The organism is Motilimonas pumila, from assembly GCF_003596335.1.
Lineage (GTDB): Bacteria > Pseudomonadota > Gammaproteobacteria > Enterobacterales > CBDFNC01 > Motilimonas > Motilimonas pumila.
The window spans coordinates 197,735-211,450 of the sequence record NZ_QZCH01000001.1 but is presented as its reverse complement, the minus strand read 5'-3'; the positions used below and the strand labels follow the sequence as shown (position 1 = coordinate 211,450).

General features: G+C 44.5%; 8 protein-coding genes. 7 read left to right on the top strand and 1 reads right to left on the bottom strand.

The annotated features are described in order from the left end of the window. The first annotated feature begins 140 nt into the window (after positions 1-140). The 5 genes from thrA (at position 141) to D1Z90_RS00970 (ending at position 11,562) form a co-directional block, all read left to right on the top strand. The gene (thrA, locus tag D1Z90_RS00990; protein WP_119908887.1) at positions 141-2,603 is read left to right on the top strand and encodes a bifunctional aspartate kinase/homoserine dehydrogenase I; all 2,463 of its coding nucleotides are present in this window, start codon (positions 141-143) and stop codon (positions 2,601-2,603) included. 33 nt (positions 2,604-2,636) lie between these two features. Further along, the gene (gene thrB, locus D1Z90_RS00985) at positions 2,637-3,593 is read left to right on the top strand and encodes a homoserine kinase (protein WP_119908886.1); all 957 of its coding nucleotides are present in this window, start codon (positions 2,637-2,639) and stop codon (positions 3,591-3,593) included. Continuing rightward, on the top strand, positions 3,590-4,867 hold the full coding sequence (gene thrC, locus D1Z90_RS00980; protein ID WP_119908885.1) for a threonine synthase: 1,278 nt from the start codon (positions 3,590-3,592) through the stop codon (positions 4,865-4,867). Before thrB ends, thrC begins: the two co-directional genes overlap by 4 nt. A gap of 72 nt (positions 4,868-4,939) precedes the next feature. Next, positions 4,940-5,803, top strand: coding sequence for an acyl-CoA thioesterase II (gene tesB, locus D1Z90_RS00975; protein WP_119908884.1), 864 nt, complete (start codon positions 4,940-4,942; stop codon positions 5,801-5,803). A gap of 185 nt (positions 5,804-5,988) precedes the next feature. After that, complete coding sequence (locus D1Z90_RS00970; protein ID WP_119908883.1) at positions 5,989-11,562, top strand: hypothetical protein; 5,574 nt, start codon at positions 5,989-5,991, stop codon at positions 11,560-11,562. A 78-nt stretch (positions 11,563-11,640) separates the two neighbouring features. Here the strand turns inward: D1Z90_RS00970 and grcA are convergent, their stop codons facing one another. Next, entirely contained in the window at positions 11,641-12,021 is a 381-nt protein-coding gene (grcA, locus tag D1Z90_RS00965; protein ID WP_119908882.1) for an autonomous glycyl radical cofactor GrcA, read from the bottom strand. Between the two features lie 368 nt (positions 12,022-12,389). Between grcA and ung the strand changes: the two genes are divergently transcribed. After that, positions 12,390-13,058, top strand: a complete 669-nt coding sequence (ung, locus tag D1Z90_RS00960) for a uracil-DNA glycosylase (RefSeq protein WP_119908881.1) — start codon at positions 12,390-12,392, stop codon at positions 13,056-13,058. Positions 13,059-13,171: 113 nt separating this feature from the next. Then, complete coding sequence (locus D1Z90_RS00955) at positions 13,172-13,714, top strand: hemerythrin domain-containing protein (RefSeq protein WP_119908880.1); 543 nt, start codon at positions 13,172-13,174, stop codon at positions 13,712-13,714. The last annotated feature ends 2 nt before the right edge of the window (positions 13,715-13,716 follow it).

Sequence of the window (13,716 nt, the reverse complement as noted above, 5' to 3'; positions counted from 1 at the left end):
ATGTCCATGAGTTTTACTACCACCCATACAATAACCAGCACGAGATACAGGCTGGGGTGGGCTAATGGATAAGCAAAACAGAATTCAATTAAGCCCGCTCAGCTGAAGCGGGCTTTTTCATTTTTATCAGGGGAGGTACGATGCGCGTACTTAAGTTTGGCGGAACGTCTTTGGCAAATGCAGAGCGATTTAATCGCGCTGCAGACATCGTGGTGAATAACCAGCAACAATCTCAAGTTGCGTTAGTTTTATCGGCGCCTGCCGGTGTCACTAATAACCTGGTAGACATTGTGACCACCACCAGCCAAGGTCAAGATGCCAGCCAGAACATCGCCGCTATCAAGACTATCTTTACTGATTTGATTAACGGTTTAAAGGCTCTGTATCCAAGCTTTGACGCTGAAACCTTATTGGCGAAAACGACTTCAGAGTTAGCCAAGTTAAGTCAACTACTTGAAGGTATTCGTTTACTCGAGCAGTGCCCAGACAGTATCGAAGCTCGCATTCTTTCACAAGGTGAAGTACTCAGTATTGCATGTATGGCGCAGCTGCTGACGGTAAAAGAGCAGCAAGTTGAAGTGATAGTGCCGCAGCAGAAGTTGATATCTTTCAAAGGTGGTTACCTTGAAGCTGTGGTCGATATTGAAGCTTCAAAACAACGTTTTGCGCAAGACGCGATCAAGCCGGGCCACATTTACTTGATGCCTGGTTTTACCGCGGGCAATGAAGCGGGTGAAACGCTAGTATTAGGTCGCAATGGCAGTGATTACTCTGCAGCGGTATTAGCTGCATGTTTAAGCGCTGAGTGCTGCGAAATTTGGACCGATGTTGACGGGGTATACAGCTGTGACCCTCGCTTAGTCCCTGACGCTAAGTTACTTGATTCGTTGAGTTATGCCGAAGCGATGGAGCTGTCGTACTTCGGCGCGAAAGTGTTGCACCCTAAGACTATTGCGCCTATCTCGCAACATCATATCCCTTGCTTGATCAAAAACACCAACAACCCACAAGCACCTGGTACTTTGATTGGCGCAGAGCCAAGTGAAGATGAGCTAGAGGTTAAAGCTATTTCAGACCTAAAAGGCATGACCATGATCAGCGTATCGGGTCCGGGTATGAAAGGTATGGTGGGCATTGCAGGACGTATTTTCTCAGCGGTATCCCGCGCCGGTGTTTCTATTGTACTGATTACCCAATCGTCATCAGAGTACAGCGTAAGCTTCTGTGTACACAGCTATGAAAGCGCATTAGCTATTGAGGCTTTAGAGCAAGAATTTGTGCTTGAGCTTGAAAATCAACTCATTGAGCCATTGGATCAAAAGAGCAATCTAGCGATTATCTCGCTGGTTGGCGACAGCATGAAGAAGTCTTTTGGCGTTGCGGCGCGCTTCTTTAATGCATTGGCTGAGCCTTCGGTAAACGTGGTTGCCATCGCACAAGGTTCATCAGAGCGTTCTATTTCTGCTGTTATCCCTGAAGCAAAAGCCAATGAAGCGGTGAAGTCGTGTCACCAAAACTTTTTCGGTAGTCAGCAATTCATTGACGTATTCTTGGTCGGCTGTGGCGGCGTAGGCGGCGCATTTGTAGACCAGATTCACCGTCAAAAAGAACAACTCGCCAGCAAGCACATCACTATGCGTGTATGTGGTATTGCTAACCGTCGCGTAATGATCACCAACCCTGATGGCATTGATTTAACTAACTGGCGCGAACAGCTTAAAGATGCGACGCAAGCATTTAGCCTTGAGCGTGTTGAAGCGCTGGTCGCGGAGTCTCACATCATCAACCCTGTATTGGTTGATTGTACCAGTGATGATGGTGTCGCAGAGCAATACGCTAACTTCTTGGGCGCGGGTCTGCACGTAGTCGCGGCAAATAAAAAGGCCAATACTGCAAGCATGGACTACTACCGTCAACTGCGTTTAACGGCATTAGCCAAGCGCCGTAAGTTCCTTTACGAAACTAACGTAGGTGCTGGACTGCCAGTTATCGAAAACTTACAGAACCTGCTTAACGCGGGTGACCAGTTGATGAAGTTCAACGGTATCTTATCTGGCTCATTATCTTATATCTTTGGCAAGCTTGATGAAGGCATGGCGTTTTCTGAAGTAACCAAAGTGGCGCGTGAAAATGGCTTTACCGAGCCGGATCCTCGCGATGACTTAAGCGGTGTGGATGTGGCTCGTAAGCTGCTTATCCTGGCTCGTGAAGCAGGTATGGAATTGACGTTAGATGACGTTGAAATTGAAGCTGCGTTACCACCTGGCTTCGATGAGTCTGGTAGCATTGATGAATTTATGGCTCGTTTACCCGAGGCCGATGAGTACTTTGCTAAGCGCTCACAAGACGCAGCAGATAAGGGGCAAGTATTACGTTACGCCGGAACCATTGAGAACGGCGAGTGTAAAGTGTCAATCATCGCTTGTGATGAGTCTGATCCACTGAATAAAGTAAAAGATGGTGAAAACGCGTTAGCCATCTACAGCCAATACTATCAGCCTATTCCTATGGTATTGCGTGGTTATGGTGCGGGCACTGAAGTGACGGCGGCAGGTGTATTTGCTGACGTACTCAGAACGCTTAACTGGAAGCAAGAAGTATAAGCTTGTTGTCTTGATTGATTAGGAAATAATTTTATGAGCGTAGTAGCTTATGCACCTGCTTCCACTGCCAATGTGAGCGTGGGCTTTGATGTGCTAGGCGGCGCGTTAGCGCCGATTGACGGTTCTTTATTAGGGGACCGCGTATTGATTAAAAAGGGTGACTATGAGTATTCATTAGAATGCAGTGGTCGCTTCGCCCACAAATTACCTAAAGACGGTAAAGAAAATATCGTTTACCAATGTTACTTAGGGTACAAAACGGCGTTATCTGAAAAAGGCAAAGAGATTTTGCCAGTGGCAATGGAGCTCGAAAAGAACTTGCCAGTTGGCAGTGGACTCGGCTCTAGTGCCAGCTCTATTGTTGCGGCGCTAGAAGCCCTTAATGCTTGGCATGACTATGCGTTAGGTGAAATGGAAATGCTGGCGCTGATGGGCAAGCTGGAAGGCGAAATCAGTGGCAGCGTACACTATGATAACGTAGCGCCATGTTACCTTGGTGGCATGCAGTTGATGTTGGAGCAAGGTGAGCTAATCAGCCAAAGCATCCCAAGCTTTGAAGATTGGTACTGGGTAGTGGCTTACCCAGGTATTACTATTTCAACCTCAGAAGCGCGTTCAATTTTACCTTCACAATACCGCCGCAGCGATGTGTTAGCATACGGCCGGCATTTAGCGGGGTTTGTACACGCCAGCTACAGCAAACAGCCAGAATTAGCCGCGGCGATGCTAAAAGACGTGATTGCTGAACCTTACCGTGCTCAGTTAATTCCGGGCTTTAAAGAGGTTCGCACTTATGCGGCTCAAAGCGGAGCATTAGCCACAGGTATCTCGGGCTCCGGCCCAACCGTGTTTGTGGTAATGAAGCAACAAGAACAAGCCCAGCGTCTAAAGCTGTGGTTAGAACAAAATTTTGTGCAAAATGATGACGGTTTCTGTCATATTTGCCGATTAGATGAGAAAGGCGCGAGAGTGGTAGGAACTGAGTTATGAACTTATACAATATAAAAGAAAACGATGAGCAGGTCAGCTTTCAACAGGCCGTAAAACAAGGCTTAGGCCGTAACCAAGGTTTGTTTTTTCCTGACACTATTACGCCGTTGGCGAACGTTGATGAGTTATTAAACCAAGACTTAGTGACGCGCAGCGCAGCCATTCTGCATCATTTGATTGGCGATGAATTAAGCGCAGCCGACGTTAAAGACATGGTGAGCAAAGCGTTTAATTTCACGGCGCCAATCAAAGCCGTGCAAGACGATATTTACGCTCTTGAGCTGTTTCACGGCCCAACCTTGGCATTTAAGGATTTTGGCGGCCGCTTTATGGCGCAGTGCTTAGCTAAGTTTGGTGGCGACCAGCCTATTACCATCTTAACAGCCACCTCTGGTGATACTGGCGCTGCTGTTGCTCATGCTTTTTATGGCCTTGAGAATATTAAAGTGGTTATCTTGTATCCAAAAGGCAAAATTAGCCCGCTGCAAGAAAAGTTGTTTTGTACTTTAGGTGGCAACATTACGACGGTATCAATTGAAGATGATTTTGACGCTTGTCAGGCGTTAGTGAAAGCCTCTTTTGATGACGAAGAATTGAAGCAAGCGATTGGCCTGAACTCAGCGAACTCCATCAATATTAGCCGTTTGTTAGCGCAAATTTGCTATTATTTTGAAGCATTTTCTCAGTTGCCAGCTGACAAGCGCAACGACGTTGTGGTTTCTGTGCCAAGCGGCAACTTTGGCAACCTAACTGCCGGTTTACTGGCACAAGCGCTAGGCTTACCAATTAAACGCTTTATTGCCGCAACCAATGAAAATGACACTGTACCTCGTTATTTAGCCGATGGTTCATGGGCGCCTAAGAAAACCGTTGCTACTTTGTCAAATGCCATGGATGTCAGCCAGCCAAACAACTGGCCACGCATTGAAGAGCTATTTAAAGTGAAGGGCAAGTCATTGTCGGAACTGGGCTCAGGCATGTTGACCGACGCTGAAACTGAAGTGGCCTTGAAGCAGCTAGATGATAAAGGTTACTTGTGTGAGCCACACGGTGCAATTGCCTTTGATCAACTAGAGAAGCAGTTGCAGCCAGGGGAAACCGGTTTGTTCTTGTGTACTGCGCACCCTGCTAAGTTCAAAGAAAGCGTAGAAGAGATCTTAGGTAAAGATATTGGCCTGCCAAAAGAGTTAGCCGACCGCGCTGACCTGGATCTTTTGTCAAAAGAATTACCAGCAGACTTTGCACAATTAAGAGAACTGCTGTTAAATAACTAATTGGCTGTTTAAGCAATCAATGCAAAAGGGGCTTTCGCCCCTTTTTTGATCTTTTCAATATAGAGTTTCGATATGAGCAAAGTGCTGAAAGATTTATTGGCTCAGTTAGATTTAGAGCGAATAGAAAATACGTTGTACCGAGGCCAGAGCCAAGATTTGGGCTTTGGTGCGGTATTTGGTGGCCAGGTGATGGGGCAAGCTTTGTCTGCGGCCAAAGAAACGGTGGACCCCAGTCGAAAAGTGCATTCGCTACACTGCTACTTTTTATTGGCCGGCGATGTCAGCCAGCCGATTATTTACGATGTTGAAGCCCTACGTGATGGTGGTTCATTATCTACTCGTCGAATCAAAGCGATCCAAAATGGCAAAGCCATTTTTTACATGACGGCGTCATTTAAAATACCTGAGCAAGGTTTTGAGCATCAAGATGAAATGCCAAATGTACCTGCCCCTGAGCAGCTTGAGTCAGAGCAAGACTTAGCCTTACAGCACCGTGAATCTTTGCCTGAAGCTATTCGTGAGAAGTTTATTTGTGAGCGCCCAATTGAAATGCGCCCAGTGCAATTTAATAACCCTATTAACCCTGATATTGCAGAGCCAAAGCGTAGCGTATGGTTTAAAGCCAACGGTCAAATGCCAGATGATTTGCGCGTGCATCAATATTTGTTAGCGTATGCGTCAGATTTTAACTTTTTGCCTACGGCATTGTATCCTCATGGTGAATCCTTCTTATGCCCCACCACACAAGTCGTGACGATTGATCATTCAATGTGGTTTCATCATGACTTCAGGCTGGATGATTGGCTATTATACGAAATTGACAGCCCGGCAGCCGCCGGCGGCACAGGTCTGGTTCGCGGCAAGGTATTTAACCGTGAAGGTGTATTGGTAGCATCTACCATTCAAGAAGGTTTGATCCGCAAAAAGGCAAGTTAATTACCGTCTCAATTCCATAACAATGCGGTAGTGTTTAAATAGCCGCATTTTTGTCATTTTCTCTCCATATCATCCTTCTTTGTGTTGATGAATTCACCTTTTGTTGATATCGTCATCGGCCATTTATGCAGCAGAGTTAACAAGGCGTTAACTTTCAGTGTTTCATGCCACTCAAGGAAGGTTTAATGAATAAAGTAAATAAAATTACTTTAAGCTTACTACCGCTTTTATTTTCCCATGTCACCCAAGCTGAGGCGATATTAACGCCTAGCAGCTTTGAGTTGGATCGCTCAGTACTTGTTGATGAGCAATACTCACAAACGGTAGATTTTAATGCGCAGACATTATTGTCTTTTGGCCCAAATGACAATAATAAAACGGGCAATGTGAGCGTATCAGCGGATGGGAAGTCATTGAGCCTAGGCATGAATCGCTGGCAATACGTTGAAGGTGATTTTCGTATTACTGCTGGCACTGTGCTTGAGTTTGACGTGTTAATGAACACTACGGGTGAAATTCAAGGCATCGCTTTTGAAAATGATTTAACGCCTACGTCGTCTTCTGCCTTTAAACTGGCCGGTAGCCAAAATTGGGGTATTAGTGGCTACCGATACACTGAGTTAGGGGTGGTTAAAACCATTGCTATCAACGTTGGACAACACTTTACGGGTGATTTTAATAAACTGGTCTTCATCTCTGATAACGATAACGGCAGCAGTGGTGATATCACCTTCACTAATGTTACTTTGAAAGAAAAGGGTATCGCTGGCGAGCCGGTTTACCAAGTTGCACAAAAAGAAAGCTGGAATACACTCGCGTTGGCTTTGTATGGCTCGATGGATGTAGCACCGCATTTGCAATTTTTGCTACAAGATAAGTACCAACTAACTCCTACGACTAAAATTCCTTTTAGCGATTTACCTGATGTATTGACAACTGGCATGTTGCCTAAGCCAGTAGATGCTGATAAAGATGGTTTAAAAGACAGCTGGGAACTCCTGCACTTTGGCGACTTGTCAGCAACTGCAGATAGTGACCATGATCTGGATGGCTTTACAAATGCACAAGAGCAATTGCAAGCGACCAACCCTACTGCGGCAAATGCAAGGCTAAATTTAGATGCCCTTTCAAGTCAAGGTGCCTTTCAGGTAGACTTCCTTCAGTATCCACTTATCCCTCATGATAATCAAAATGATTCAGATATTGGTAGCATGAACGTATTGGATAATGGTAACAGTATCCACTTAGTCGGTAACCGTTGGATAGCCTTACCATTCGACTACCTGGTGACTGAGAATACACAAGTTCAGTTTGAGATTGATATCAATGTAGAAGGTGAAATTCACGGCATAGGTTTTGATAACGACATGTCGGTATCGAGCAACAGTGTATTTAAAGTTGCAGGGACTCAAAACTGGGGGATTGGCGGCGCCGCCATACCAGATCCAGATAAACCTAATCGTTTTACCATTAATGTGGGGCAATATTTACAAGGGCATTTCAAATATTTATTGATCATTGCGGATGATGATGCGAATAAGCAAGCTGACGCCATTATTCGTAACTTAAAAATTATTGAGCAAGATGAGACTTTAAAGCGCCGATATGAAGTGCAAGCCGGTGACTCTTGGGAAAGCATTTCAGCTAAGTTATACAATGACACGAAGTTTTCAGATATTTTAAAGAATAAGCTTGGTAATATTTTTCTTTTAGAGCCTTCCGAGCATATTTCGCAAGACTTTTTCCCTGCAGTCATTTCTGAGTTAGCACTCCAGCATTCAGCTGACTGGGATAATGATGGTATCCCGAACATATTAGAGCATTACTATTTAGGTGATCCATTAAATCCATTTGACCCCCAAGATCCAGATAGTGATGGTTTAAGTCGATTAGCCGAGTTTCAAGTCGGCAGCGATCCCGAGAGTTCTGATTCAGACAGCGATGGCGTGTTAGATGGTGAAGACTTTGCTCCGACGAATGCAAAATACCGATTTGACCAAGATAAAGATGGCATGCCGGACGCTTGGGAGCTGCAGTTTGGGTTCGATTTAAATAACCCAGATGATGCGAAGCAAGACGTTGACGGTGATGGCCTAACCAACTTGCAGGAATTTAAAAGTAAATTATCTCCCGTTAACCCTGATTCAGATTACGATATGGTCGACGACGGCAGTGATATTGCGCCGTTAAATCCTTTATACCGTTTTGACTCTACGGGCAATGGCACGCCTGATTTATGGCAAGATTCTTACCTTCGCATGAGAGAGTTTGATCAAAATGGTGAAGACCATGATGGTTTAAGCTTATTGGCAGAATTTATTGCAGGAACCAATCCCATAAAAGCCGATAGTGATGGCGATGGTATTGACGATGGTTTGGACGCTTTTCCACTAAACGCAAGATATATTGCTGATTCCGACCAAGATGGCTTACCAGATCAACTTGAAGCGGAATTACAACTTAACCCTTTTATCTATTTTGATTCGCAGCTAGATTTAGACGATGATTTCCTAAGTAATATTATTGAGTTTACCTTAGGTACTTCTCCAACCAGTTCAGATACCGACAATGACAGAGCTTCAGATCTATTAGACTTTGCGCCACTTAACCCAAATTATCGCTACGATTCAGATGCAGATGGCATACCTAGCCAATGGGAAGAGCTGCATGGTTTTGACGATTTTGTGGCCAATGATGCTCATGATGACCCCGATGGCGATGGCTTAACCAATAAGCAAGAATTTGACACAGGTACTAACCCAAGAGATCCTGATTCCGATAAAGACGGTGTTTTAGATGATGATGATATTGCACCATTAAACCCTGATTATTCGATTGATACTGATCGAGATGGTTTACCGTTCGAGTGGGAAATACGCTATGGACTTGATGAGTTTAGGAATGATCTGCATGAAGACCCTGACGGGGATTATCTTAATAATTGGCAAGAGTTTTTATTAGGTACCAACCCAGTAGACGCTGATACTGATAACGATGGTGTCCCCGATGACCAAGACTTCATGCCACTCAACCCTAAATATAGCCTTGACGCTGACAACGATGGCTTACCTCAAAAGTGGGAAGAGAAGCATGGCTTTAACGATAATGATAAACTGGATAGCCTGCGTGATGAAGACGCAGACGGCCTGACAAACTTGCAAGAGTTTCAACTTTCTACTGAGCCCAAAGTTGCGGACAGCGATAATGATGGTGTGCTTGATGGTGAGGATGTTGCCCCACTAAACTCTATGTATAGCGAAGATTACGATAGAGATGGATTACCCTATCGCTGGGAAATTACTTATGGCTTTAACGACTTTGACCCGACAGATAGTCAGCGCGATGAAGACGCAGATGGTCTAACGAATCTCCAAGAGTTTCAACTTGGCACAAACCCACGCGAGGCTGACAGCGATAAAGATGGCGCGCTTGATAAAGACGACCCTTTCCCGTTAAATTCTGCGTTTTCTTTCGACGATGACGCTGATGGCTTACCTCTTGAATGGGAGCAACAATATGGGTTGCTCGATACTGACCGCTTTGATGCGCAACGAGACGATGATTATGATGGCTTAACCAACCTTCAAGAGTTTAAGCTTGGCACTAACCCTGGAAAAGCAGATTCAGACTTAGATGGTGTGATTGATAGCGCAGATATTGAACCTACAAACTCTCTTTATAGCTGGGATCGAGATCAAGACGGTATTCCCTGGGTGTGGGAGCTGCAATACAAGTTTAGCGATGAGTACGCTCAAGATGCTAGCCAAGACTTTGACATGGATGGTTTAACTAACCAAGAAGAGTTTATTCTAGGGACGAACCCGCATCAATTAGATACCGATAGAGACGGGGTTTCTGACCGTAACGACTTTGCGCCATTAAATCCTGCATATACTCTGGACTATGATAAGGACGGTGTGCCCCTTGAATGGGAAGAATTAAATCACCTAAATGATGATTATGCGTTTGATGCTAAAGATGACTACGATTCTGATCTGCTCAGTAACAAGCAAGAGTTTGAGTTAGGTACAAATCCCTTCGATAGTGATACAGACCGAGACGGAATTAGAGACAATACAGACTTTGCGCCAACCAACCCAAGGTATACCAAAGATGAAGACAATGACGGAATCCCACTAGAGTGGGAGTTGCAATTTGGCTTGTCTGATACCTTTGCACCTGATGCTGTAGGTGATGATGACGGCGATATGTTAACGAACTTGCAAGAGTTTAAAGCTGGAACTGACCCTCGTCACCCGGACTCGGATCAAGATGGCGCATGGGATGGTGAAGATATAGACCCTATGAACGCAGCTTTTACCAAGGACGAAGACCGCGATGGCTTGCCATTGGAGTGGGAATTACAATATGGTTTATCTGATAATGACCGTATAGATGCTTTTGTAGACAGTGACGGTGATAATTTATTTAACTTACAAGAGTTTGCCTTAGGCACTCACCCACAAGAAGTGGATACAGATAAAGATGGGGTTTGGGACTTTGAAGATAGTGCTCCTACTAACTCTACCTTCACTAAAGATGAAGATGGAGATGGCTTGCCACTCGAGTGGGAAGTGCATTATGGCTACTCAGACTTAGATAAGTATGATGCTTCTTGGAATAATGACGGTGATAAGTTAACCAATCTGCAAGAGTTCAAATTAGGCACTAACCCAAACGCCGCTGACTCGGACTCGGATAACTTCAATGATGATATCGATGATTTTCCATTAAATGCTAAGTACTTTATAGATGATGATTTGGACGGCTTGCCGTATGCATGGGAGCTTGAACACGGGTTAAAAGATTATGACGCTGTTGATAGCCAATCAGATCTGGATAACGATGGCTTAAGCAACTATCAAGAGTTTGAATTAGGTACTTCGCCTATCAACATGGATACAGATGGTGACCGCACACCTGATAGCCAAGACCCTATGCCGTTAGATCCTAGGTTTAACGATGATACTGATAATGATGGCCTACCGCTGCAGTGGGAGTTGTTATTTGCCAGTTTAGATGATTTAAATCCAACTGACGCTGATGCTGACTTTGATTCAGATGGCCTTACTAATATAGAAGAGTTTAAAGTGGGCACACACCCCGAGTTGGCCGACTCTGATGGCGATGGTGTTATAGACGGTGAAGACGTTGCGCCAACCGAAAGCCGCTATCAGTTTGACAGGGACAATGATGGTTTGCCAGATAGTTGGGAAAGACAACATGGCTTCAATGATATGTTGGCATTTGATGCTTTGACCGATCCTGATTTAGATGGCCTCAATAACCTGCAAGAATTCAAGCTGGGAACTGACCCAAGACTTGCCTCCTCCGATGGGGACTTTGCTGCGGATGGTGAAGATGTTGAGCCATTAAATCCTGAAAGGGGTTTGGACAGCGATTTTGACGGCTTGCCTTGGCAATGGGAGAGTAACTTCAGCCTAAGTGATTTGAATAGCTTTGATGCTAGCTTTGATACCGATAACGACGGTTTGACTAACTATACAGAATATTTACGAGAAACTGACCCGACTCTAGCTGATACCGACTCAGATGGTTGGCTGGATCAAGATGATGCATTTCCAACTTTAACTATGTTTAGTCAAGACATGGACTTAGATGGTCTGCCTGATCAATGGGAAGTAGAGCGAGGTTTAAACCCTGTAAATCCAACTGATGCGATGCAGATAAGTATCGCCCCTAGTATGACTTACCTAGCGGAATTTAGGGCGATGTATTACTCAGGAGTTCGTCAATAGAATCAAAATAGATACCGGAAATTAAAAAGCCGCTGTGTTGCCACAGCGGCTTTTTTGTATCGCAGTATTACTGGAAGTTTATAGGCTTTCAGTAAAAGTACGAGTGATTACGTCACGTTGCTGTTCTGGCGTCAGTGAGTTGAAACGTACCGCGTAGCCAGAAACACGAATGGTTAGCTGTGGGTACTTTTCTGGGTGAGCAATCGCATCTTCTAACGTTTCACGTTTTAGCACGTTTACGTTTAAGTGCTGGCCGCCTTCTTGTAGCGGAGCCACTTGTACTGGCACTTCTTTGTATTCGATTTCGCCAAGTTCGTTTAATGCTACTACCTGGTCTTCAGCGTAAGCTTCGTCTTTCACACATAAACAACGTGCTTCTTGTTTGGCTTCGTCCAGTAGCCAGAAAGAATTCACAAGAGAGGCATTGTTCGCTTTAGTAATTTGTACACCAACAGTCATAGTCTCGCTCCATAGATAATAAAGGTGAAATAAAAGTACAAAATGGAAATTAAGTAACTTTGTTTTGCTGTTTAATCTGTGAACCATTATAGGTAGGCAACGGCTTGATGTAAATCAATCTCAGATCCGATTTATGCCTTTTATCCCCTTAATGATTGACCTAGGTCAATGAATGTGGCTTTTTGGTATGGGTTGCATTAAAAGTAAGTCTGAGCATCTTGTTTTTATATTTTGTAATAAAATTATGTAATTAAATTACCTTTTGTTCATGGTTTTTAATCTGCTCATCAGGTGCTATTCTGATTGCTAAAGTTATCTTATTGGTTATTAATAGGTTTAATGTTGCGTTTAATGCATAGGAGCGAAAAGTGACGGCACAACCCAGTTGGACTCAAGTGATAGGTGTAGAAAAAGAACAGCCTTACTTTCACAAAATCATGGAGTTTGTACAACAAGAGCGAGACAGTGGCAAAGTGGTGTACCCGCCGCAAAATGAGGTCTTTAACGCTTTTAAGCTGACTGAGTTTGCAGACGTTAAAGTGGTTATCTTAGGGCAAGACCCATACCACGGGCCTAACCAAGCGCACGGTCTGTGCTTCTCTGTACTGCCCGGCATTAAAACACCACCGTCATTGGTGAATATCTATAAAGAGTTGCAAAGCGATATAGAGGGGTTCACCATCCCACAACACGGCTTTTTAGAAAGTTGGGCAAAGCAGGGGGTATTGCTCCTCAATACCGTACTAACGGTGGAAGGCGGCAAAGCCCACAGCCATGCTAAATGTGGTTGGGAAACCTTTACTGATAAAGTGGTTGCAGCGATAAACGAGCAGCAGCAAGGGGTGATTTTTTTATTATGGGGGGCGCATGCCCAGAAAAAAGGCGCCATGATTGATACCGCAAAACACCATGTTTTAAAAGCGCCGCATCCATCGCCTTTGTCTGCTCACCGCGGCTTTTTAGGGTGTCGTCATTTCTCTCAGGCGAATCAACTATTAAGTGAGCAAGGGCAGAAGACGATTAATTGGCAAGTGTAATTATGTCGACGTTTTCTCTGACTACACTAATGAAATAGCTTATGTTTTAAGTCAACCTTTGTTCTGGTTGGTTTTGATATGCTAAGTGTATTGGACTCATCAGGGAGAACGCCGTGTTACAAACTATACATAACGATCACAAAAACATCGCTAAGTTGATTGCAGTGCTGGATGACAAGTTGCAGTTGTTAAAGCATGACGAAAAAGTTGATTACCGTGTGATCAGAGATGTGGTTCACTACCTAAAAACTTACTCCGGAAAGTTTCACCACCCCCTTGAAGATAAGATGTACGATTATTACCTCAAGTACCGAGTAGTTGATGACTGCGTGGCTAATCGCCTGCATCAAGAGCATGCGCAATTGAGCCAAGTCAGCGCAGATCTTAAAGAGCTAATAGACACTGTGTTACTTGATGCTATCGTAGATAAAGCGGATATCATCGCTGCGTTAGAGCGCTTCACGCGTCTGCAGTTGGCGCATTTGAACTATGAAGAGTCCGAAGTGTTGCCTGCGATCAAAGCAAGTTTAACCGCTGATGACTGGCGCCATTTAGAGCAAAACTGGCAACACGATCCTGCGGATGACCCACTGTTTGGTCGCACCGTTTCTGATCAATACCGCAGTTTAGCCGAGCGCTTGCACCTGGTAAACTGACG

What these genes read in the sequence shown, in the direction of transcription:
- thrA (WP_119908887.1), top strand. Translation starts at nt 141, where the DNA reads ATGCGCGTACTTAAGTTTGGCGGAACGTCTTTGGCAAATGCAGAGCGA.
- thrB (WP_119908886.1), top strand. Translation starts at nt 2,637, where the DNA reads ATGAGCGTAGTAGCTTATGCACCTGCTTCCACTGCCAATGTGAGCGTG.
- thrC (WP_119908885.1), top strand. Translation starts at nt 3,590, where the DNA reads ATGAACTTATACAATATAAAAGAAAACGATGAGCAGGTCAGCTTTCAA.
- tesB (WP_119908884.1), top strand. Translation starts at nt 4,940, where the DNA reads ATGAGCAAAGTGCTGAAAGATTTATTGGCTCAGTTAGATTTAGAGCGA.
- D1Z90_RS00970 (WP_119908883.1), top strand. Translation starts at nt 5,989, where the DNA reads ATGAATAAAGTAAATAAAATTACTTTAAGCTTACTACCGCTTTTATTT.
- grcA (WP_119908882.1), bottom strand. Translation starts at nt 12,021, where the DNA reads ATGACTGTTGGTGTACAAATTACTAAAGCGAACAATGCCTCTCTTGTG.